This window comes from Pseudoalteromonas sp. SWN29, from assembly GCF_015864465.1.
GTDB lineage: Bacteria > Pseudomonadota > Gammaproteobacteria > Enterobacterales > Alteromonadaceae > Pseudoalteromonas.
Genome location: NZ_JADYXE010000006.1, coordinates 61,636 through 83,014 on the forward strand (window position 1 = coordinate 61,636; position 21,379 = coordinate 83,014).

The following is a 21,379-nucleotide window of genomic DNA, read 5'->3' on the forward strand; positions in this document are numbered from 1 at the left end:
ACAATCATTTTAAAGTTTATTAAAAGGCATAATGTTGCAACGTTTTTACTCTAGTTTACTCATGATAACTTTGCTGCTCACTTTTGTGGGTCAGGCAGTTGCGTCTGTAGCTATGGTATGCGAAATGCCTCATATGCCAACTAAAAAAGCAATGCATGCCCAAATGCCAATGACACAAAGTAGTGATGCAACCGCTGTCGCTAGCATGTCTGATAATATGATGCAGATGGATTGTTGCGACGACGAAAGTACGCCACAAAATGACTGTAAATGCCCTATGAGTGGCTGCGCTGCTAATTCAATGCTTAATGTTGATACTTTATTTAGCGTTACTTTACTTGAATCTGAAAAAGTAAATGTACGTGTATTTACTACACAAATTAATATACCTCGTTCACTCTACCGCCCTCCTATGTCTGCTTAATAGCAAGATAGGTGTAATATCAATTGTATTGAAAACATGCTCATTTAGGATCTAAATACCTCTCTAACTGCGTTAAAAATTACTTATATAAAGCAGATATACTGCGTAATTTTTTCCTTGTTATAGAGCTATTTCCCCACCGCAATAATAGATCATTAATTCAATGCAATTGATATAGAAGGTTTTGTAAAACTCCTAAACACCTTTTTTGCTTCCTAATTTAAGATTTTCTTTTATTTTTAGATGGAGCAGGTGATGAACCACGCTGTAAGTATTAAAGTCGTATTATGTAGTGTTGTGTTATTTAGCACCGCTGTTAATGCGCAAAACAATCAAAATAACCTAAATACCGAAATACTAAATCAAACTAGTAATGAGCAAACGCTAAGCTTAACGCAAGCGCTTAATTATGCGCTAACGCATGAGCCATGGCTAAAAGCGAGTGGCTACCAAGAATATGCAGCAATAGCGCAAAGCATTGCCGCAGGCACCTTACCCGATCCTGTTTTAACGGTTGGCTTACTCAACTTACCTACTAACGGTTATGCGTTTGATCAAGAAGGGATGACGCAGTTTAAAGTTGATTTGAGCCAAAAGTTTAGCCGAGGGAATAGTTTAGCGCTTAAACAAAAAGCATTAGCACAGTCTGCTCAACAATACCCTTGGCAGCGCGCCGATCGCTTAGCACAAGTAAAAGCAATTGTGATTGAGTCGTGGTTAAACGCGTATCGTGCTCAGCGTAGTATTGCTTTAATTGAGCAAGATAAAGGGCTATTTACTCAACTTATTGACATTACCGAAGCAAGCTACGCAAGTACCTTAGGTAAAACACGCCAGCAAGATATTATTCGTGCGCAATTAGAGCTCACCCGTCTTGAAGATAAGCTGGTTATGCTTGATCAGCAATTTGAAAGTGCTAAAAACCGTTTAGCACAGTGGTTACCTATGAACATGCTTATGCAGCCTTTAAATACTGAGTTTACTAAAACCGCAGGGCTGGTTGATTTTTCGAGCCTTGAATTTGATGAGCTAATACAGTTGCTTATGGCGCATCCCGCAATTATTGCGATAGATAAAACCGTAATGGCAAAGCAAACCGAAGTTGCACTCGCTAAGCAAAGCTACAAACCTCAAATGGGCGTTAATGTGGGTTATGGTTACCGAGATGATACCCCGATGGGGGAGTCGCGAGCTGATTTACTCTCGGTAGGGTTTAGTATTGATTTGCCATTGTTTACCGATAACAGACAAGATCAACAGGTTAAATCGGCTATCGCTAGTGCAGAAGCGACTAAAACACAAAAGCGGGTGGCGCTTCAAAAACTCAAAGGCATGTACTTTAAGGAGTTTAGCCAACTCGCTCGTTTGCAAAAACGCGATGCGCTTTATCAAAATACGTTATTACCGCAAATGTCAGAGCAATCTCAAGCAACACTTAATGCTTATACGCGCGACGATGGAAATTTTTCTGATGTGATGCGCGCGCGCATTAGTGAACTTAACGCCAAAATAGACGCACTGAACATTCAAGTAGATCAACATATTATTACCGCCCGCCTTAATTATTATGCAAGTAGCTTAGACACCCAAGTAATGAGCGAGCAAACTGGAGAATTACACAATGAATACTAATTTAAAGTTACTTGTTGCCGCCTTAGTTGGCGCAGGCGCCTTTGGGTTAATAGGCGGCTTAGTTATGCAATTTTTACCTAGCAACTCGGCAATGAATGAACAACAAAGCGCTGACAAACAGCCCTTATATTGGGTAGCCCCTATGGATAGTAATTACAGGCGTGACGCGCCAGGGCTTTCCCCAATGGGAATGGATTTAGTACCTGTGTATGAAAACGCTAGCAACGCTCAGGATGGACCAGGTGCTGTCACTATTTCGCCTGCAGTAGTTAATAACTTTGGCGTAAGAACTGCCAAAGTAGGGCTTAAAACACTTCACAGCGATATAAATACTGTGGGTTATGTGCAATATAACCAAGACCAACTTATTCACATTCATCCGCGTGTAGAGGGCTGGATTGAAAGTTTATATGTTAAAGCGCAGGGAGCAGAGGTTAAAGCCGGTGAACCTTTATATACCTTGTACTCACCGCAATTGGTGAACGCACAGGAAGAGCTTTTACTGGCAGTTAATCGTAATAATACCGTGTTAATTCGCGCTGCAAAGGCGCGTTTAGAGTCGTTAAATGTGTCGGATGGATTTATTGAACGCCTACAAAAAAATAAAAAGGTAATGCAAAATATTACTTTTTACGCAAAGCAAAGTGGTGTGGTAGATGAGCTAACAGTACGAGAAGGCTTTTACGTTAAACCAGGCACATCAATGATGAGCATTGCCCAGCTTGATGAAATTTGGGTAGAGGCGGAAGTGTTCGAGCGCCAATCAGAACAAGTGAGTGTTGGGTTGCCCGTTACAATGACGCTTGATTACTTAAAAGGTCAAAAGTGGGAAGGTAAGGTTGATTACATTTACCCCGCGCTTGATGCTAAAAACCGGACTCTGCGTGTAAGGCTTAGGTTTAATAATGCAGATCATCGGTTAAAACCAAATATGTTTGCACAAGTGAGCATTCACGCTAAAGCGAGTAAGGCGCAATTTACAGTCCCTAAAGAAGCGGTAATTCGCACGCAGCATCAAAACCGTGTGGTTATTGCATTAGGTGAGGGTCGTTTTAAATCGATAGAAGTTGACGTTGGGCAAATTAATAGTAACGAAGCGGTGATTTTGTCAGGTGTAATGGCAGGTGACACGGTAGTGACCTCAGCGCAATTTTTAATTGATTCTGAGTCGAGTAAAAGCTCTGACTTTAAACGAATGGAAATGCCTGGCTCTGGTATTAGCTCAAGTATGAGTTCTGGTTCAGGCTCGAATATGAACATGGATATGCAGCCACAAAATGCGACTGTTAACGGTACTATTAATGCCATAGATACACAAAATCGTATTATTAATATTAGCCGAGAAGCCATTGAAAAATGGAATAGAGAACCCGCCACAATGGACTTTGTATTAGCGCCAGACATCGACATTACTCAGTTTGAAAATGCCCAGTATATTAATTTTACTTTTAGCATTATTAACGATGAATTTGTAATAACTAAAGCGCAAAACGCAGAGCCGATTGATCATTCTACTATGCAACCTATGCAAAACAGTTCTCACTAGGAGCCATTATGATAACCGCCATTATTCGCTGGTCTGTTAGCAATCGCTTTTTTGTGTTGCTGCTTACATTAATTTTACTGGGTGGAGGAGTGTTTGCACTAAAAAACACTCCCGTGGATGCCCTGCCTGATTTATCTGATGTTCAGGTCATTATAAAAACCACTTACCCGGGGCAAGCGCCGCAAGTAGTGCAAGACCAAGTTACATTTCCGCTCACCACAGCAATGCTTTCTGTTCCGGGTGCACAAACTGTAAGGGGTTTTTCGTTTTTTGGTGACTCGTACGTTTACGTTATTTTTGACGAAAAAACTGATTTGTATTGGGCGCGTAGCCGAGTACAAGAATACCTAAGCCAAGTAGCAAGCAGATTACCCGATAGCGCTACGCCAGAGCTTGGCCCTGATGCAACAGGCGTAGGTTGGATTTACTTATACGCACTCGTTGATAAAACCAATAAACACGATATTAGTCAGCTACGAAGCTTACAAGATTGGTTTTTAAAGTTTGAGCTACAAACCGTGCCTGGAGTCTCTGAAGTGGCTGCTGTTGGTGGCATGGTTAAGCAATACCAAGTTAATGTAGAGCCCGATAAATTACGTGCATATGGTATTCCGCTTAGCCTTATTCAAACCGCTATTCAACAAGGCAACCAAGAGATGGGCGCCTCGGTAGTTGAAATGGCTGAAGCAGAATACATGGTAACAAGCACCGGCTATATTAAAAGTGTTGCCGACTTAGAAGCGATTCCGCTTGGCGTAAATGCTAATGGTACTGCGCTGCAATTGCGTGATGTAGCCGATATTAGAGTCGGACCGCAAATGCGCCGTGGTATTGCAGAGCTTAATGGCGAAGGCGAGGTAACCGGCGGCATTGTTATTATGCGCTATGGCGAAAATGCACAAAAAACTATTGAGCTTGTAAAAGCAAAATTAGAATCGCTTAAAAAGGGATTACCAGAGGGCGTTGAAATAGTCCCTGTGTACGATCGCTCCAACTTAATAAATAACGCGGTAGATAATCTAACAAGTAAGCTAATTGAAGAGCTTATTGTAGTTGCCTTAGTGTGTGTGGTGTTTTTGTTTCATGTGCGCTCATCGCTGGTGGCGATTATTACGTTACCGCTTGGGATTTTAACGGCATTTATAATTATGTATTGGCAGGGGATTAACGCCAATATTATGTCTTTAGGGGGAATTGCAATAGCGATAGGCGCAATGACCGACGGTGCTATCGTCATGATTGAAAATATGCACAAACATATGGAAAAAACGCCTCTTACCAACGAAAACCGCTGGGAAGTTGTGGCTAAATCGGCGAGTGAAGTAGGACCTGCATTATTTTTTAGTTTATTAATTATTACCGTCAGCTTTATGCCGGTATTTATTTTAGAAGCGCAAGAAGGACGTATGTTTGCGCCACTGGCTTACACTAAAACCTATGCTATGGCTGCGTCTGCTGGGCTTGCGATTACCTTAGTGCCGGTATTAATGGGTTACTTTATTAGAGGTAAAGTCATTTCGGAGCAAAAAAATCCAGTTAACCGATTACTCGTCGCAGCGTATCGTCCACTACTTAACTGGGTGCTTAAATTTCCAAAAATGACATTGGTACTCGCGGTGGTTGTTTCTGTTATTGGCTTTTACCCGTTAAATAAAATAGGCAGTGAATTTATTCCGCCACTCGATGAGGGCGATTTAATGTATATGCCCACAACGTATCCTGGTTTATCGGTAGGTAAAGCGCGCGAAATACTACAGCAAACCGACAAGTTAATTGCCACAGTACCCGAGGTTAAAACGGTATTTGGTAAAGTGGGGCGAGCAGAAACTGCAACAGATCCTGCGCCGCTTACAATGATAGAGACGTTTATTCAGTTAAAACCAAAAGACGAATGGCGCGAGGGTATGACTCTTGAAAAGCTTAAAAAAGAACTCGACGGTTTGGTTAAGTTTCCGGGGTTGACGAATGCGTGGGTAATGCCAATTAAAACACGTATCGATATGCTCGCAACCGGTATTAAAACTCCCGTGGGCATTAAAGTTGCGGGACCAAGGTTGAGTGAAATTCAAAAAATTGGTCAACAAATAGAAGTGCTTTTAAAAGATGTGCAAGGCACCGCATCGGTTTACTCAGAGCGAGTAGCCGGTGGACGTTATATAAAAGTAGATATAAATCGTGAAAAAGCCGCGCGTTATAGCTTAAACATTAGCGATGTACAGCAAGTTGTATCTACTGCAATAGGCGGCACAAACGTAACACAAACGGTAGAAGGGCAAGAGCGTTACCCTGTTAATTTACGTTATCCGCAAGCATACAGAGACTCGCCAGAAGAGTTAATGTTGTTACCTATTGTAACGCCTACAGGGCAGCGTATAGCACTTGGTGATGTAGCCGATGTATTTATTGAAGATGGACCGCCTGGTATAAAAAGCGAAAATGCACGTTTAAACGGTTGGAGTTTTATTGATATAGATGGCGTTGATATTGGTACTTACGTTGAGCACGCACAAAAAGTGCTCGATAAAGACCTAATACTACCTGCTGGCTACTCAATTACGTGGGCTGGGCAGTATGAATACATGCAGCGCGCTAAAGACAAACTGACTTATGTATTACCACTTACATTAGCGATTATTATTGTATTGCTTTACCTTAATTTTAGAAGCTTTGCTGAGGTCACTATTATTATGGCCACGTTGCCACTGGCAATGATTGGTGGCGTATGGCTAATGTATTTAGAGGGCTTTAACTTTTCAGTTGCAGTAGGTGTGGGCTTTATTGCCTTAGCTGGGGTAGCGGTAGAAATTGGGGTCATTATGTTGGTGTATTTAAACCAAGCCTATCAAGAAAAGTGCCTCGAAGCAGAGCAGGCAGGTAAGCCACTTAGCTTAGTGCAATTACAGCAAGCTATTATTGAGGGAGCAGGGCTTCGAGTACGCCCAGTTATGATGACTGTCGCGACAATTATTATCGGTTTATTACCTGTACTTTATGGCACGGGCACCGGAAGCGAAGTAATGAGCCGAATAGCAGCGCCTATGGTTGGCGGTATGGGCAGTGCAATTGTACTCACCTTACTTGTTATTCCTGCGGTTTACCTACTATGGCGTAAACAAGGACTTAAATAATAAGACGATAGAGCAATGGTGTTACTACTCACGCATTGCTCTATAAAAATTACCTATAATTTGTAAGTTGTTCTATTAAATAGCTTGTTATTACTCATATTTAAATTAACTAGCTGTTTTTTAAATAACTTTTTAATTGGCACGCTTTACGCAATGTATTACCTATACAGTCAACTAAGTAAGGAATGCACATGCAAGTTAAAACAATTAAAGAGGTATACGATTGGACCGTTTTGTTTCATACGCAAATGGCGGCTAATTTTTATAGCGTAAAGGATTTACTCGATGAACATAACGCAATGCTGGTGGACTATTATCTAAATTACGAAAAAAAACTCGCTGAAGATTTAGTTGGCTTTAAAGCGATAACCGAAATAAATACGCTCGATACATACAGCTACGAATATTTTGCTAAAAATCCTGAGTTAATTACTTTTAAAGATATTAGCAAAGATCAAAAATTTGATGAGCAAGCTATTCAAGGTTACTTATCAGAGCAGCATCAAAAAGTAATTGAGTTATATGAATACTTACTTGAACGAGCTGAAACAGAAAGTGGGCAAGAAAAGCTTCAACAAATACTAGAGCTTGAAAAGCAAGGCATTAAACAAATGATGCAAAGTACTAATCGTCATATGGATATGTAGCTTTATAAAAGAGCGGGATTACTGAGTTTATCTTGCTCTTATTAGCTTTAAGGTCGTTATTTAAAATAGCTGATGCTTGCATCGGCTTATTTTATGTCTGCGTTAAATAATCTGCAGAGCATTTTGATAAAATTAGTTAGAATGAGATGCGTGTCAGCAGAGTGACACGCAAAAAGGGAGGTTAAACTTCTTCTGTATCTACAATCAAATCGCTTGTGATTGATTCCAGCGCTTCAATCACTTCATCTTTGTCTATGCCTTTTGGTAAAGTTACGGTCGCAACAGCGCTAAAAATAGGCACTCCCCAATTAGGCGCACTTTGCTGCCTTGAATTTAAATGAGTAATGTTAGCGCCTTTGTGGCGTATTACACTTGCCAGTTCTTGCACAATACCAGGACGGTCGTTGCCTGTTATTACTAAATTAATTTGCTCTAGTGTTGATGGTTCAACTTCAGTGTTTCCGGTTTCAATACGAACGTCTAACTTAGGTAACTTATTTAAAGCACTCTGTAATGATTGAAAATGCTCCTCAGCAACTTCAAGTTGAATAATACCTGCAAAATGACCTAATAAATGGCTCAAGTTACTGCTTAGCCAGTTACCATGATTTTGTAATACGACTGATGAGATGCTCTCTACTAAACCAGGGCGGTCTTGCCCTAAAATAGTTATAACCAACTGCTTCATAAATAATTCTCTTTTTAAGCCCAAAGAAAGTAAATGCATAGGCATTAAGTGTGTTGTTCAATCAAAATTGTGTGTTGTTGCACTCTTTATAAATCTTTGATTTTAAATTAATAAAAATGAATATAGTTGTGTTGACTATACGCAGTATTAATAGTAATTATTATTTACTAAGTACTCTTTTAGTATTGACCTCGATAAATACTTTGTCCAATTATTTTATGATTTAGTTCACTCATAAATCTTCAATTTGAAGCTTATTTAGACATTTTATCCGCTAGTTTTATTTAAAATCGTTTTAAAGTGCTTATTATTACTGCTGTAACATTACTGTCATCTTGATGAAATATAATTTATGCAACGTTAAGATTTAAGGGTGTTTTGATGACTTCAAATCCGAATAAACCGACTTTTAATACGGATCGAAGCCGTCTATTTAAAGATCGGTTTGCCAAATTTGGTATAACCGCAGGTGGGATAATGGTATTGGTAGCACTGCTACTGATATTCTTTTACCTTCTTTATGTAGTACAGCCAATTTTTGAATCAGCAAAAGTAGAAAAACGCGATAGCTTTCATGTCGCTAATTCACAGCAAATAGCAGGCTTAGGCGTAGAAGAGCAAACTGAAGTTGCTTATTTACTGAGTCAGCAAGGGCAGGTTGATTTTTACAGTGTTGAGTCAGGCAGTTTTGGTAAAAAACTCAAAACGCTTAATGCAGAGTTACCAAGTGATGCAACAAGCTTTGCGACTAGTGCGCCTTTTCAAGGGCATTATGCGTTTGGTTTAGAAGATGGCACCGTAATGGTTGTTGCACCTAAATTTTTGGTTACCTTTCCAAATAACGAGCGTAAATTAACACCTCGTTTAGGCTTTCCTCTTGGGGAAGCAGCTTTAGAAGTAGATGAGCAAGGCGCTGCCATTAAACGCTTTGCATTTAGTCACTATGAAGACAAAACAGCGGTTGTAGCACTTACAGAGGACAAGCGTGTTCTGTTTAGTAGTTTTGTTGCTGAAGAAAACATGTTTACCGGTGAAGTTGAATGGGTTATTGAACGTACCGAGCTTGATGTTGAAGGACGTGTAGACGAGCTATTAATGTCGCCAGATACAACACGCACTTTTGTACGTTCTGCCAATCAAGTTTACGTATACGATACGCGTGACCCAAGTGATGTAGAGCAAATTCAATTGCTATCAGCTAACGAAGAAAATGCAAATATTGTGTCGGCACAATTATTGGCTGGTGCTAACTCACTCATGCTTGCTAATGATAACGGTGAGGTTTCGCAGTGGTTTGAAGTAAACACTGATACTGGCCGTGAATATCAAAAAATCCGTTCATTTGAAACAACTAAGCAAAGTAAATTAAATGTATTTACTGAGTTTTATCGTCGCACTTTTTTTACTACCAGCAGTAATGGTGAGCTAGGTGTGTATTACACAACCAGCGAAGCAAAACTTTGGCAAGGTAGGGTAAGTGAAGGCGCAATAGAGCACTTTGCAATTGCACCACGTTCAAATGCTGCGTTAATTTTAGCGGACAACAAGCTCACCGTATTAAACATTCATAATGAGCATCCAGAAGTTACTTGGTCGGCACTTTGGCAAGAAGTATGGTACGAAGGTTACCCAGAGCCGGGTTATATTTGGCAGTCAACATCAGCCAGTGATGACTTTGAATCTAAATTTTCACTCGTGCCTATTTCGTTCGGGACATTAAAAGCTGCGCTTTACGCGATGTTATTTGCTGTACCAATCGCGCTTTCAGCGGCTATTTATACGGCTTACTTTATGTCGAGCGAACTACGTAAAGTGGTTAAACCTACCGTTGAAATAATGGAAGCATTACCAACGGTTATCTTAGGGTTTTTAGCAGGTCTTTGGTTAGCACCGTTAATAGAAGAGCATTTACCTGCCATTGTTGGATTGCTCGTACTATTACCGCTAAGTATGCTAGCGACTGGTTTCGCTTGGACTAAATTACCAGCAAAAATTCGCCACAGAATTCCTGAAGGTTCTCATTCCATTATACTTATTCCGGTCGTTTTACTTATTGGTTGGTTTTCGTTTGCGATGAGCGGATTTGTTGAACTTTGGATGTTTGACGGCAATGTGCGTCAGTACTTAACAAATGAGCTGGGTATGACATTCGATCAACGTAATTCACTTGTTGTTGGTATTGCGATGGGTTTTGCGGTTATTCCTACCATATTCTCAATTGCAGAAGATGCTGTATTTAGTGTACCTAAACACTTATCAAATGGCTCATTAGCATTAGGTGCAACGCAGTGGCAAACACTAATACGCGTTGTATTACTAACAGCAAGCCCAGGTATTTTCTCAGCAGTAATGATGGGACTTGGGCGCGCCGTTGGCGAAACCATGATTGTACTTATGGCCACGGGTAATACACCGATTATGGATTGGAGTATTTTCCAGGGCATGCGTACGCTTGCGGCAAATATTGCAGTTGAAATGCCAGAGTCTGAAGTAGGCAGTTCGCACTACAGAATATTGTTCTTAGCAGCCTTTGTACTATTCATATTCACATTCATTTTTAACACAGTCGCTGAGTTTGTTCGCCAGCAACTGCGTGAAAAATACAGCTCGATGTAAGCGGAGAGACACGACATGGTAAAGCAGTGGTTTAAGTCTGGTTCTCCTTGGATTTGGATGACCGGTGGTGCAGTGAGCATCAGTTTGATTTCAGTTTTAGGCTTATTAGCAATGATAGCCTGGAAGGGATTAAGTTTTTTTTGGCCTTCAGAAGTTGTGCAGTTTGAACTTGAAGGGTCAATTGCAAAACAAACCGTTATTGGTGAAGTTTACGACCGTGAATTAGTGCCAAAATCGCGTTTAGCGGCAACAGGTATTGACGTTAGCGGGTTTGAAAAAGAAGAAATAGAGCGTTTACTTATTAAAACAGGTAACCGCGAGTACGTAGATTTAGATTTTCGTTGGATATTAGAAACCGACATAACAAATAAAACAGCACCAGCGGCGCTTGCTGTGTTTGAGCGTAGTAAAAACGGTAACTTTTATGGTTATGTTGAAAATGTTATTAAAGACGGTCAACCGGTTAGTGGCGATAAAATAGAAGCGCTACATGAGCTTGTAGAGCGTGCTGTTGATTTGAACGACGAAGCACTTGATTTGCAAAATGGTGACATTGGGCATATTAACTACGCACTTGAGCGCCTTCGTTTAAAAGAAAAGGGCTACTTACTCGATAACGCACTTACTGATGAGCGTGTTGCTGAGCTAGCTCAAGAGCGAGCTGAATTACGTGCAGAATATGGTGTACTTGAAAAAGATTTATTTGCACTACGCAAACAAGCTAAGCGTGACCATGTAACTGTAAAAGATATGCGCGGCGAAATTGTAACGATTCCAATGTACCAAGTCCTTGATGTTTGGTTTCCAAACGACATGGGCTTTTTTGCAAAACTAGGTCATTACTTTGTGCAGCTAGGTAAGTTTGTATCTGATGACCCACGAGAAGCAAATACAGAAGGCGGTGTGTTCCCTGCTATATTTGGTACTGTATTTATGGTTATGTTGATGGCTGTAATAGTAACGCCGTTTGGTGTGGTTGCAGCAATTTACTTACACGAATATGCCGCTAAAAATGCAGTGACTAAAATGATTCGTATCGCGGTGATTAACTTGGCCGGTGTTCCATCAATTGTATACGGTGTATTTGGCCTCGGCTTTTTTGTATACATGCTAGGTGGCAGCTTAGACCAATTATTTTATCCTGAATCGTCGCCAACGCCAGTATTTGGTACGCCTGGTGTTATGTGGTCAGCGTTAACGCTCGCTATACTTACTCTGCCAGTTGTTATTGTATCGACTGAAGAAGGTTTATCTCGTATTCCAAGTACGGTTCGTGATGGTTCGCTAGCGCTTGGCGCAACAAAGGTTGAAACGTTATGGCGTATCATTATTCCAATGGCAAGCCCTGCAATTATGACAGGCTTAATACTGGCAGTTGCGCGTGCTGCAGGTGAAGTTGCACCATTAATGTTAGTGGGTGTTGTAAAAATGGCGCCTACATTACCACTTGATGGCAACTTTCCGTATTTTCACTTAGATAGAAAGTTTATGCACTTAGGATTTCATATATACGATGTTGGCTTCCAAAGCCCTAATGTTGAAGCGGCACGCCCGCTGGTGTACGCAACGGCCTTTTTATTGGTGTCGGTGATTATTACCTTAAACATAACGGCCATTGGTATACGTAACCATTTACGTGAAAAATTCAGATCGCTTGAACACTAATTAGTAAAGATTTTATAGGTAATAAAAATGATTACAGTCGCTCCACGAGTAAACCAAGCTAATATAGGCCAGAAGTTAGACCTAGAAAACTTAACTGATGACCAAAAAGCGCTAGAGATTAAAGACCTCGATCTTTACTACGGTGATAAGCAAGCGCTTAATAAAGTAAATATGAATATTCCTAAAGGCCAAGTAACTGCGTTTATCGGACCATCGGGTTGTGGTAAATCAACATTACTGCGTTGTATTAATCGCATGAATGATTTGGTTGATATTTGCCGAATTGAAGGCGAAATATTACTTCACGGTCAAAATATTTACGATAAGAGCGTAGATGTCGCTGCACTTCGTCGTAATGTGGGCATGGTGTTTCAGCGTCCTAATCCATTTCCTAAATCAATTTATGAAAATGTAGTTTACGGCCTGCGTTTACAAGGCATTAAAGAGAAACGTAAATTAGACGAAGTGGTAGAACAATCACTTCGTGGTGCTGCTTTGTGGGATGAAGTAAAAGATAGATTACACGATAGCGCATTTGGCCTATCGGGTGGTCAGCAACAGCGTTTAGTAATTGCTCGTTCAATTGCAATTGAACCAGAAGTACTTTTACTTGATGAACCTACATCGGCACTCGACCCTATTTCTACTTTGGTAATCGAAGAGTTAATAAACGATTTAAAAAACAAATTTACCGTTGTTATTGTTACACATAACATGCAACAAGCAGCGCGTGTATCTGATCAAACAGCCTTTATGTACATGGGCGAATTGATTGAATATTCAGATACAAATACCTTATTTACTACACCAAAAAAGAAAAAGACCGAAGACTACATTACCGGTCGTTACGGTTAATTAGCCCGTTATAGCGTGTTGCACAAGATTAAGAGAGAAGGTAACTATGGAACATAATATAAATAAGCATATTTCTGGGCGCTTTAACCAAGAACTAGAAAATGTACGTAATCATGTATTAAGCATGGGTGGATTAGTTGAGCAGCAATTAAATAGTGCGCTTGATGCGGTGAGTCGTAATGATGCTGAGCTTGCTCAAAAAGTACGTCAAAACGATTACAAAGTAAATGCGATGGAAGTCAGCATTGATGAAGAATGTACGCGTATCATTGCTCGTCGTCAGCCTGCAGCAAGTGATTTACGTTTGGTGATTGCAATTGCTAAAACCATCGCCGATTTAGAGCGTATTGGCGATGAAGCAAAGCGAATTGCCAAAGTTGCACTAGACTCATTTACTAAGGATCAACAAGACCTATTAGTAAATATTGAGAATATGGGCCGCCAAGTTTTAAAAATGTTACACGACGTACTCGACGCATTTGCACGTATGGATGTGCAGCGCGCATTTCAAGTACACAAAGAAGATGCAAAAGTTGACCGTGAATATGAAGCCATCACACGTCAAATAATGACCTATATGATGGAAGATCCGCGCTCAATCCCGAAAATTATGGACCTAGTTTGGTCTGTTCGCTCATTAGAGCGTATAGGAGATCGCTGTCAGAATATTGCTGAATACATTATTTATTTTGTGAATGGCAAAGATATTCGTCATACATCTCAAGAAGATATAGAAAAATCGCTATAATTTTTACCTGTTTTTATTTTTTTATTAAAGCGGCTTAATGCCGCTTTGTGTATTGCAAGCTTGAGTGAAGTAATAAAAAGCGTTCACAATCTTGGTTAATACTGTAAAATTCATGCTGCAAAGCATATCAATTTGATTAAAGGGTCAGTTATGCCTACAAACGCGTTTTTAGGAGTATTTGCAAAATCTCCTATCAAACCAATGGAAGAACACATCAAGAAGGTTCATCAAGCAAGTAAAGCCTTGATACCTTTTTTTAATCACGTATTTAAAGAAGAGTGGGTACAAGCAGAAGAGCTTCGCATCACTATTCGCAATTTAGAACGTGAAGCTGATGATATGAAAAGAGATATACGTTTACAATTACCACGTGGTTTATTCATGCCGGTAGAGCGTACAGATCTTCTCGAATTAGTAACCCAACAAGATAAGATTGCCAATAAAGCAAAAGATATTGCAGGACGAGTGATTGGTCGTGAAATGACCATACCAAAAGTTATGCAAACTGACTTTCTAGCTTATTTAACGCGTTGTGTAGATGCAACTAAACAAGCATCTAAAGCAATTAACGAGTTAGAAGAATTGCTAGAAACAGGTTTTAAAGGTCGTGAAGTGACCTTAGTTGAAAAAATGCTAGTTGAATTGGATGCGATAGAACAAGACACGGATGAAATGCAGATAAAAGTACGCCGCCAGCTACGTGCAGTAGAGGGTGAGTTAAATCCAATTGATGTGATGTTTTTATACAAAATCATTGAATGGGTTGGCGAGCTTGCAGATATTGCAGAGCGCGTAGGATCACGTCTTGAGCTGATGTTAGCTCGTTAATTTAAAATCAGTTCAAACACGAAAGATTAAGGTTTTACAATGGATATCATTGCATCTTACGGCACGGTATTAATTTTAATTGCCGCAGCAGTCGGCTTTTTTATGGCTTATGGTATTGGCGCGAACGACGTAGCGAACGCCATGGGCACATCTGTAGGTTCAAAAGCACTTACAATCAAACAAGCTATTTTTATAGCGATGATTTTTGAATTTGCAGGCGCTTACTTAGCAGGTGGTGAGGTTACATCAACAATTCGTAAAGGAATTATTGATGCGGCACCATTTGCAGATATTCCGGAGCTTATGGTTCTGGGTATGATTTCGTCTTTATTTGCAGCGGGTGCTTGGTTATTAATGGCCTCGTTCTTAGGTTGGCCAGTATCAACGACTCACTCAATCATTGGCGCAATCATTGGTTTTGCGTTAGTTGCAGTAGGTACTGAGGCGATTCAATGGGATAAAGTAGGTGGTATTGTTGGTAGTTGGATTATAACGCCCGCCATATCAGGCTTTATTGCATACTTAATATTTATGAGTGCACAAAAACTCATTTTCAATACCGATGCACCACTAAAAAATGCTAAACGCTATGTACCACTTTATATGGGTTTAGCAGGTTTTATAATGGCCTTGGTTACAATTAAAAAAGGCTTAAAGCATGTTGGTGTTGATTTAGGTGCAGCCGAAGGGTATGCCCTTGCAATCGCAGTTGCAGTAGTTGTTGGTGTAATTGGTAAAATTGCTATTTCGCGCTTAAAAATTGATCCTAAAGCTGATAAAAAAATGCAGTTCAACAATGTTGAAAAAGTATTTGCAGTATTAATGGTATTAACAGCATGTTGTATGGCTTTTGCACATGGTTCTAACGACGTTGCTAATGCAATTGGTCCACTAGCTGCTGTTGTAAACATTGTTGAAAATAACGGTGAAATTGCTAAGAAAGCCGCTATTGCTTGGTGGATTCTACCTTTAGGTGGTTTTGGTATTGTTGCGGGTCTTGCTATTTTAGGTAAAAAAGTAATTAAAACGATTGGTGAAGGTATTACACATTTAACGCCTAGCCGTGGTTTTGCTGCTGAACTAGCTGCTGCTTCTACCGTTGTTATTGCCTCAGGTACTGGTATGCCAATCTCTACTACTCAAACCTTAGTAGGTGCGGTATTAGGTGTAGGTATGGCACGTGGAATTGGCGCGCTTAACATGGGTGTTATCAGAAACATCGTAGTTTCTTGGGTAATTACATTGCCAGTTGGCGCTGCCCTTGCTATTGTTATTTTCTACGTACTAAGAACCGCATTTGGGGTTTAATAAAAAAGTACTAAAAGACTTTTAGCTTGAAAAGATCTCAATGCCCTAGGTGTTGGGGTCTTTTTATTTGTGGAAAGAAAAAATGACCAATCTTCCAAGTATTAAACAGCTACAGTATTTATTAGCTGTTCATCAACATCAGCATTTTGGTAGAGCCGCTAGTGCCTGCTTTATTGGACAATCTACTCTAAGTAGTGCAATTCAAAACCTTGAAGAAACGTTGGGTTGTCAGCTTATCGAGCGCGAAAATCGCAGCCTTATGTTTACCAGCATTGGTGAAGAAGTTGTTGAGCGTTCTCGTAAAATAATTAACGATACAATTAGTTTAAAAGAGCTCACTAAAAGCTTTTTAACACCGCTAAATGGTAAGTTAACCGTCGGTGTTATACCTACAATCGCAAGCTTTATTGCTGCACCGCTTTATCATTTTTGCAAAGAAACCTTTTGTGATTTAGAGCTGGTACTAATAGAGGATACGAGTGATAAGCTGCTTGATAAACTTGAGCATGGTCATATTGATTTAGCGTTACTTGCACTGCCATACGAAACAGATAAATTTCATACACAAGTATTGGCAAAAGATCAGTTTAGTTTAGTGCACCACAAAGACTACAGCGCTGCCAAGGGCGTAGTAGACTTTAATTTGTTGCCAGAGGCTAGCGTATTTTTACTCGAGCGTGAGCACTGTATGACAGGCCATGCGCTCAGTGCATGTCATTTAAACCGTGCGAGTTGTATTAACCCATTTGAAGCAGCAAGCTTGCATACTTTATTAAGTATGGTTGAGCATCAGCTTGGGGTGACTTTTTTACCACAAATGGCGATTAACGCCGGTATTTTAGATAATAAAAATATGGTGGCCACACCATCACAAAGTGATGCATATAGAGATATTGGCATATTGTGGCGTAAAACTACGGGGCGTATCCGCGACTTTAGGTTATTTAGTCAACAGCTTGAGGTGTTTTTAAAGCGGCAATGTAGTTTAGATTTTTCTAAAGCAGAATAATACGTGAACTAATAAGTTAGCAAAAGCAGCCTATAAAGGCTGCTTTTGATTTTGAAGATGGCTTTCAAAAGGCTCAAGTTCGGGTAAAAATAGTAAATAAATCCACACCACCAAATTAAAATAAGGCACGCAGCCTAATACAGTAAAAACTTTAACTGGGTAGCCTTTAATATTCGCGTAGCGATAACACTGATACGCAATTGCAAAATGTATAATCAGTAACAATATAACTAGTTGTGTCATACCTTTCTCCTTAAAAGCTTAAATAGCTTTGAAACCCACTATAAATATCAGTACTACATCGACAAAAGGTAATGTCATGTTTTTAAAGTGAAATGCATTAAAAGGCACGACATTTTTATTTGATACTGAAAGTATAGGCAAGAAAGGTAATATTGGTAGTAATAAAATGATTAAAATTGTTCAATTTTGTTTATTTTGAGCTAGCTTGTTGTTGGTAAAACGTTTTATTTTTTGAAATTTTTTCAAGCTCATCTTTTACTTTTTCAACCGGTATTGGGCGTGCAATAAAATAGCCTTGCCCATAATCAACACCAATTTCTTTTAGAGCAAAAAATATCTCTTCGTTTTCAACGTACTCAGCTACAGAGCGCTTATCGAGTGATCTACTAATATCATTTATGGCTTTTACTAACGCTAAGTCTATAGGGTCATTAAGCATGTCACTTACAAATGAGCCATCAATTTTTACATGTTGTGCTGGTAGCTGTTTTAAATAGTTAAACGTACTAAAGCCTGTTCCAAAATCATCAATAGAAAAATGACAGCCTAGACTATTAAGCTTCTCGATCATTTTACGAGTCGCTTTTAAATTGTTAATACTTGCAGATTCAGTTATTTCAAAAATTATCCGTGAAGCGGGCACGTTATACTTTTCAAGATTAGACTCAATTAAAGGCAGTAAGCGCTCATCTAAAAATGATTGTGCAGACAAATTAATAGCAACTTGATTTAACTCAGGGTGCTTAGACACACAAGCAACGGCATTACGTATAACGCATTGATCCATCAAAAATGTATCGTTGAGCATTTCTAAAGAGGGAATAAACTGATTTGGGTATACAAGTTCATCTTTGAGTTTTAAGCGTAAGAGCGCTTCAAAGTAAGCAACTTTACACTCTTTAAAATCCCAAATAGGTTGGTAATGCAGCTCAATATTATCTTGCTGCAAGGCTTGTCGAATTTCGTGACCCCATTCAAGCCCTGTTTGAAGCGTATTGTTTTGAGCATCTTCTTTTGAGTAGCAGTGTACTAAATTACGCCCTAGGTTTTTAGCAATATACAAAGCAATATCAGCTTGTTTTAAGCACTCATTAGGGTCATTGTTTTGTGTTGTAATTTGAGTTAAACCAATAGAGCAGCTAATTGTGTATATTTGATCTTCTGATTTAAAAGCATGTTTTTCTATCGCACTACACACACCTTCAGCAATGAGGTGGGCATCCAATAAATTCATATCAGTAAGTATGACTGCAAACTCATCGCCGCCTATTCTGCAGACTAGGTGATCGTCGCCAATATTTACTTTAAATAATTTTGCCACTTCTTTTAATACTATATCGCCTTGGTGATGACCTTTACTGTCGTTTATTATTTTAAAGTGATCGAGGTCGATATAAATAACAGCATGTTCAATACCATCATAGGTGTATTTATCTTGGCATATTTTATTAAGTTGTTGGTCAAAGTAATAACGGTTGTGTAAACCAGTTAAGGGGTCATGGTGTGCTAAATGACGTAGTTGAAGTTCTGCTTGTTTCCGTTCGTGTATATTGTCGATGGTGGCGGTGATAGTTGCGTTATTACGGCTGTTTTTTATTAGCTGTAATCTGCATTCAACCCAAATTAAGTTGCCATTTTTATGGGTCAGCTTTACTTCTATTTGTTGTTGCTGCTCGCCACCATGTAAAATGTCGTTAATAGTGTAGTTTAGTCTTCCCTTATCTTCATTATTACAATAAGTACTTAGTGGGTTTTGTAGCGACGATTTAACACCAAAGCCACTTAAAGTTTCCCATGCAGGATTAATAAAACGAATATTACCTTGTTGATCAAGCTCTAAAACAACAGTATTTAGATGTAATAAAATACGCTGATGAGCCGAAAATAGCTCTTTATAGCGTACTTCACTCACGCTTAGCTGCTCTACTTTATAGGCAAATTCAGCGTAACTCACCATAAAATCTTCACGTCGTGCAGCGTGGTCACACACTTTATTTAAAAATGAAGGGTCGTATGGGGCTCTAATAAAGTCGGTAACGCCAGAAAGTAAAAGCTGTTCAGCATAATCAGCATCGTCACTTTCTATAATCGTAACAATAGCTTGTTTAGAATTGTGTTGGAGAATTTCTTCAACGAGTACACTTGAGCTCTCAGCACTTGATGTAGTGGCATCGAGTAGCACGATTGAAAACTGTTGTTGGTTGTAAGCGTTTAGTGCTGCTTTAGCTGAGGTAACGTGAGTAATAGCAAAGTTTAACTTTAACTGTTCACTAATTCTGTCGGCCGTATTTTGAGCTGGCTCTAATAGTAATAAATTTAGTCGGCTGCTTTTTTCTAGGTGAGTAGATAAAACATTCGCAAGTACTTGAGGCAGCATGTCTTTATGCTCAAACGGCAATACAGCATCTATCCCATAGCTTCGGGCTGTTGTTTCGGCAATACGCTCACAGTAAATTGGCGGAATAAGTAAAATAGGAGTATTTTTTGGTGTTTTTAATAATCCTGAGCGGATCATCCTAGAAAAGCGCCAACCGTCAATTTTTCCAACATTAATGCCCGTTATTATAATATCAACAGGGTGTTGTTTTAAAAGCTTTAAAGCTTGTTGGCTATCTTGCGCATCAATAAAGGTAAATACATTTAAGCTATCTAAAGTGGCCTTAATCGCGCGACGTTCAGCACTACTTGCGTTTAATATTAGCAATTTAAGCTGGTTTGGCACGTGTTGAACACCCCTAATGAAACTTATAATAATTCAGCCGAACAAGAATAATGATATTTAACCATAAGAACAAGAAAATTTAATGATAAACACGCAAACAAGATATTATAAGTTTGGCTGAATTCTTGAGCTTAATACCCGATACATATACACTTGGCGCGATTTTAAATGATGTGGATTACTAATTATGCGCGTGGCTGACTTTAGCTTTGACTTACCTGATGAATTAATAGCTCGTTTTCCTAAAGCGGATAGAACCAGCAGCCGTTTACTTACTTTAGATGGCCCTAGTGGCAACATTGAACATAAAGTGTTTAGTGACGTGCTTGATTTAGTTAATGAAGGCGACTTACTCGTATTTAATAATACCCGAGTGATCCCAGCACGTATGTTTGGTCAAAAAGCCTCTGGCGGCAAAGTTGAAGTGCTTGTAGAGCGAGTGCTTGATGAACATCGAGTGCTAGCACATGTTCGCGCGAGTAAATCACTCAAGGTTGGTAACGAAGTTATTCTTGAAGGCAAAGCCAAGGCAATAATGGTTTCGCGCCATGATACCTTATTTGAGCTTGAATTTGATCATAGCCAAAACGTGCTAGATATACTTAATGATATTGGCCACATGCCACTGCCTCCTTATATTGACCGACCAGATACCGAAGCTGACCGTGAGCGTTATCAAACTGTTTATGGCGAAAAGCCAGGTGCAGTTGCTGCGCCAACAGCGGGCTTACATTTTGACGATAAGCTAATGAATGCACTGAAAGAAAAAGGTGTAAACATGGCTTTTGTTACGTTGCACGTAGGTGCTGGTACTTTTCAGCCAGTACGAGTAGATAGTGTTGATGAGCATATAATGCATTCAGAGTACATTGAGGTGCCTGATGACGTAGTGCAAGCCGTTGCACAAACCAAAGCAAATGGCGGGCGCGTAATTGCGGTTGGTACAACTTCAGTGCGTTCATTAGAATCGGCAGCTAAAGTTCATGGCGGCAAATTAGATACGTATTTTGGTGATACTGATATATTTATTTACCCGGGCTATCAGTTTAATGTTGTGGATGCCATGGTCACTAATTTTCACTTACCAGAATCAACTCTAATAATGTTAGTCAGCGCTTTTAGCGGACAAGACAATATTATGGGTGCATATAATACGGCAATTGACCAACAGTACCGCTTTTTTAGTTACGGTGATGCGATGTTTTTAACACGCAAGTAACAGCTTATTATTTATTACTCAGTAAATAATACAGAAAATCCCAGCGACAAAGCTGGGATTTTTGTTTACGTAATAAGCAAAACTGAATTTATCGCAGCTAA

General features: G+C 39.5%; 16 protein-coding genes. 13 read left to right on the forward strand and 3 right to left on the reverse strand.

The window, feature by feature from the left end:
* Window positions 1–61: 61 nt before the first annotated feature.
* The 5 genes from I6F53_RS03595 (at window position 62) to I6F53_RS03615 (ending at window position 7,377) form a co-directional block, all read left to right on the forward strand.
* Window positions 62–424, forward strand: a complete 363-nt coding sequence (locus I6F53_RS03595; protein ID WP_331460748.1) for a hypothetical protein — start codon at window positions 62–64, stop codon at window positions 422–424.
* Between the two features lie 255 nt (window positions 425–679).
* Entirely contained in the window at window positions 680–2,056 is a 1,377-nt protein-coding gene (locus I6F53_RS03600; RefSeq protein ID WP_197238515.1) for a TolC family protein, read from the forward strand.
* The gene (locus I6F53_RS03605; protein WP_197238517.1) at window positions 2,046–3,602 is read left to right on the forward strand and encodes an efflux RND transporter periplasmic adaptor subunit; all 1,557 of its coding nucleotides are present in this window, start codon (window positions 2,046–2,048) and stop codon (window positions 3,600–3,602) included. Before I6F53_RS03600 ends, I6F53_RS03605 begins: the two co-directional genes overlap by 11 nt.
* 8 nt (window positions 3,603–3,610) lie before the next feature.
* Window positions 3,611–6,730: an efflux RND transporter permease subunit gene (locus I6F53_RS03610; protein WP_197238518.1), complete on the forward strand. Its 3,120-nt coding sequence runs from the start codon at window positions 3,611–3,613 to the stop codon at window positions 6,728–6,730.
* A gap of 191 nt (window positions 6,731–6,921) precedes the next feature.
* Window positions 6,922–7,377 (forward strand): hypothetical protein, encoded by a 456-nt coding sequence (locus I6F53_RS03615; protein WP_166420441.1) that lies wholly within the window; start codon window positions 6,922–6,924, stop codon window positions 7,375–7,377.
* Between the two features lie 181 nt (window positions 7,378–7,558).
* On the opposite strand, the gene I6F53_RS03620 is transcribed toward I6F53_RS03615, so the two are convergent.
* On the reverse strand, window positions 7,559–8,065 hold the full coding sequence (locus tag I6F53_RS03620) for a glycine cleavage system protein R (RefSeq protein WP_197178043.1): 507 nt from the start codon (window positions 8,063–8,065) through the stop codon (window positions 7,559–7,561).
* A gap of 381 nt (window positions 8,066–8,446) precedes the next feature.
* On the opposite strand from I6F53_RS03620, the gene I6F53_RS03625 reads away from it, so the two are divergent.
* The 7 genes from I6F53_RS03625 (at window position 8,447) to I6F53_RS03655 (ending at window position 17,094) form a co-directional block, all read left to right on the forward strand.
* Window positions 8,447–10,681 carry an ABC transporter permease subunit gene (locus I6F53_RS03625; RefSeq protein ID WP_197238520.1) on the forward strand — a complete coding sequence of 745 codons (2,235 nt, stop codon included), beginning with the start codon at window positions 8,447–8,449 and terminating at the stop codon, window positions 10,679–10,681.
* A gap of 15 nt (window positions 10,682–10,696) precedes the next feature.
* Window positions 10,697–12,346, forward strand: coding sequence for a phosphate ABC transporter permease PstA (gene pstA / locus I6F53_RS03630; protein WP_197238521.1), 1,650 nt, complete (start codon window positions 10,697–10,699; stop codon window positions 12,344–12,346).
* Window positions 12,347–12,373: 27 nt separating this feature from the next.
* Window positions 12,374–13,201 carry a phosphate ABC transporter ATP-binding protein PstB gene (gene pstB, locus I6F53_RS03635; protein WP_166420445.1) on the forward strand — a complete coding sequence of 276 codons (828 nt, stop codon included), beginning with the start codon at window positions 12,374–12,376 and terminating at the stop codon, window positions 13,199–13,201.
* A 46-nt stretch (window positions 13,202–13,247) separates the two neighbouring features.
* Window positions 13,248–13,949, forward strand: coding sequence for a phosphate signaling complex protein PhoU (gene phoU / locus I6F53_RS03640; RefSeq protein WP_166420446.1), 702 nt, complete (start codon window positions 13,248–13,250; stop codon window positions 13,947–13,949).
* A gap of 150 nt (window positions 13,950–14,099) precedes the next feature.
* Entirely contained in the window at window positions 14,100–14,777 is a 678-nt protein-coding gene (locus I6F53_RS03645; protein ID WP_166420447.1) for a TIGR00153 family protein, read from the forward strand.
* A gap of 39 nt (window positions 14,778–14,816) precedes the next feature.
* Window positions 14,817–16,085: an inorganic phosphate transporter gene (locus I6F53_RS03650; RefSeq protein WP_166420448.1), complete on the forward strand. Its 1,269-nt coding sequence runs from the start codon at window positions 14,817–14,819 to the stop codon at window positions 16,083–16,085.
* Between the two features lie 82 nt (window positions 16,086–16,167).
* Window positions 16,168–17,094: a hydrogen peroxide-inducible genes activator gene (locus I6F53_RS03655; RefSeq protein WP_149593788.1), complete on the forward strand. Its 927-nt coding sequence runs from the start codon at window positions 16,168–16,170 to the stop codon at window positions 17,092–17,094.
* Between the two features lie 30 nt (window positions 17,095–17,124).
* Here I6F53_RS03655 and I6F53_RS03660 read toward each other — a convergent pair whose 3' ends face one another.
* Window positions 17,125–17,337: a hypothetical protein gene (locus I6F53_RS03660; RefSeq protein WP_166420449.1), complete on the reverse strand. Its 213-nt coding sequence runs from the start codon at window positions 17,335–17,337 to the stop codon at window positions 17,125–17,127.
* A gap of 190 nt (window positions 17,338–17,527) precedes the next feature.
* Window positions 17,528–20,059, reverse strand: coding sequence for a two-component system response regulator (locus tag I6F53_RS03665; protein WP_197238522.1), 2,532 nt, complete (start codon window positions 20,057–20,059; stop codon window positions 17,528–17,530).
* A 187-nt stretch (window positions 20,060–20,246) separates the two neighbouring features.
* Here I6F53_RS03665 and queA point away from each other — a divergent pair, with 187 nt between their 5' ends.
* A complete protein-coding gene (gene queA / locus I6F53_RS03670) occupies window positions 20,247–21,278 on the forward strand; it encodes a tRNA preQ1(34) S-adenosylmethionine ribosyltransferase-isomerase QueA (RefSeq protein ID WP_197238523.1) in 1,032 nt (343 codons plus the stop codon).
* The last annotated feature ends 101 nt before the right edge of the window (window positions 21,279–21,379 follow it).

Bases quoted from the DNA above. Each gene is read 5' to 3' on its own strand.
- I6F53_RS03605 (WP_197238517.1), top strand. From the start codon at position 2,046: ATGAATACTAATTTAAAGTTACTTGTTGCCGCCTTAGTTGGCGCAGGC.
- I6F53_RS03610 (WP_197238518.1), top strand. From the start codon at position 3,611: ATGATAACCGCCATTATTCGCTGGTCTGTTAGCAATCGCTTTTTTGTG.
- I6F53_RS03620 (WP_197178043.1), bottom strand. From the start codon at position 8,065: ATGAAGCAGTTGGTTATAACTATTTTAGGGCAAGACCGCCCTGGTTTA.
- queA (WP_197238523.1), top strand. From the start codon at position 20,247: ATGCGCGTGGCTGACTTTAGCTTTGACTTACCTGATGAATTAATAGCT.
- I6F53_RS03650 (WP_166420448.1), top strand. From the start codon at position 14,817: ATGGATATCATTGCATCTTACGGCACGGTATTAATTTTAATTGCCGCA.
- I6F53_RS03645 (WP_166420447.1), top strand. From the start codon at position 14,100: ATGCCTACAAACGCGTTTTTAGGAGTATTTGCAAAATCTCCTATCAAA.
- I6F53_RS03595 (WP_331460748.1), top strand. From the start codon at position 62: ATGATAACTTTGCTGCTCACTTTTGTGGGTCAGGCAGTTGCGTCTGTA.
- I6F53_RS03655 (WP_149593788.1), top strand. From the start codon at position 16,168: ATGACCAATCTTCCAAGTATTAAACAGCTACAGTATTTATTAGCTGTT.
- pstA (WP_197238521.1), top strand. From the start codon at position 10,697: ATGGTAAAGCAGTGGTTTAAGTCTGGTTCTCCTTGGATTTGGATGACC.
- phoU (WP_166420446.1), top strand. From the start codon at position 13,248: ATGGAACATAATATAAATAAGCATATTTCTGGGCGCTTTAACCAAGAA.
- I6F53_RS03615 (WP_166420441.1), top strand. From the start codon at position 6,922: ATGCAAGTTAAAACAATTAAAGAGGTATACGATTGGACCGTTTTGTTT.
- I6F53_RS03625 (WP_197238520.1), top strand. From the start codon at position 8,447: ATGACTTCAAATCCGAATAAACCGACTTTTAATACGGATCGAAGCCGT.
- I6F53_RS03600 (WP_197238515.1), top strand. From the start codon at position 680: ATGAACCACGCTGTAAGTATTAAAGTCGTATTATGTAGTGTTGTGTTA.
- pstB (WP_166420445.1), top strand. From the start codon at position 12,374: ATGATTACAGTCGCTCCACGAGTAAACCAAGCTAATATAGGCCAGAAG.
- I6F53_RS03660 (WP_166420449.1), bottom strand. From the start codon at position 17,337: ATGACACAACTAGTTATATTGTTACTGATTATACATTTTGCAATTGCG.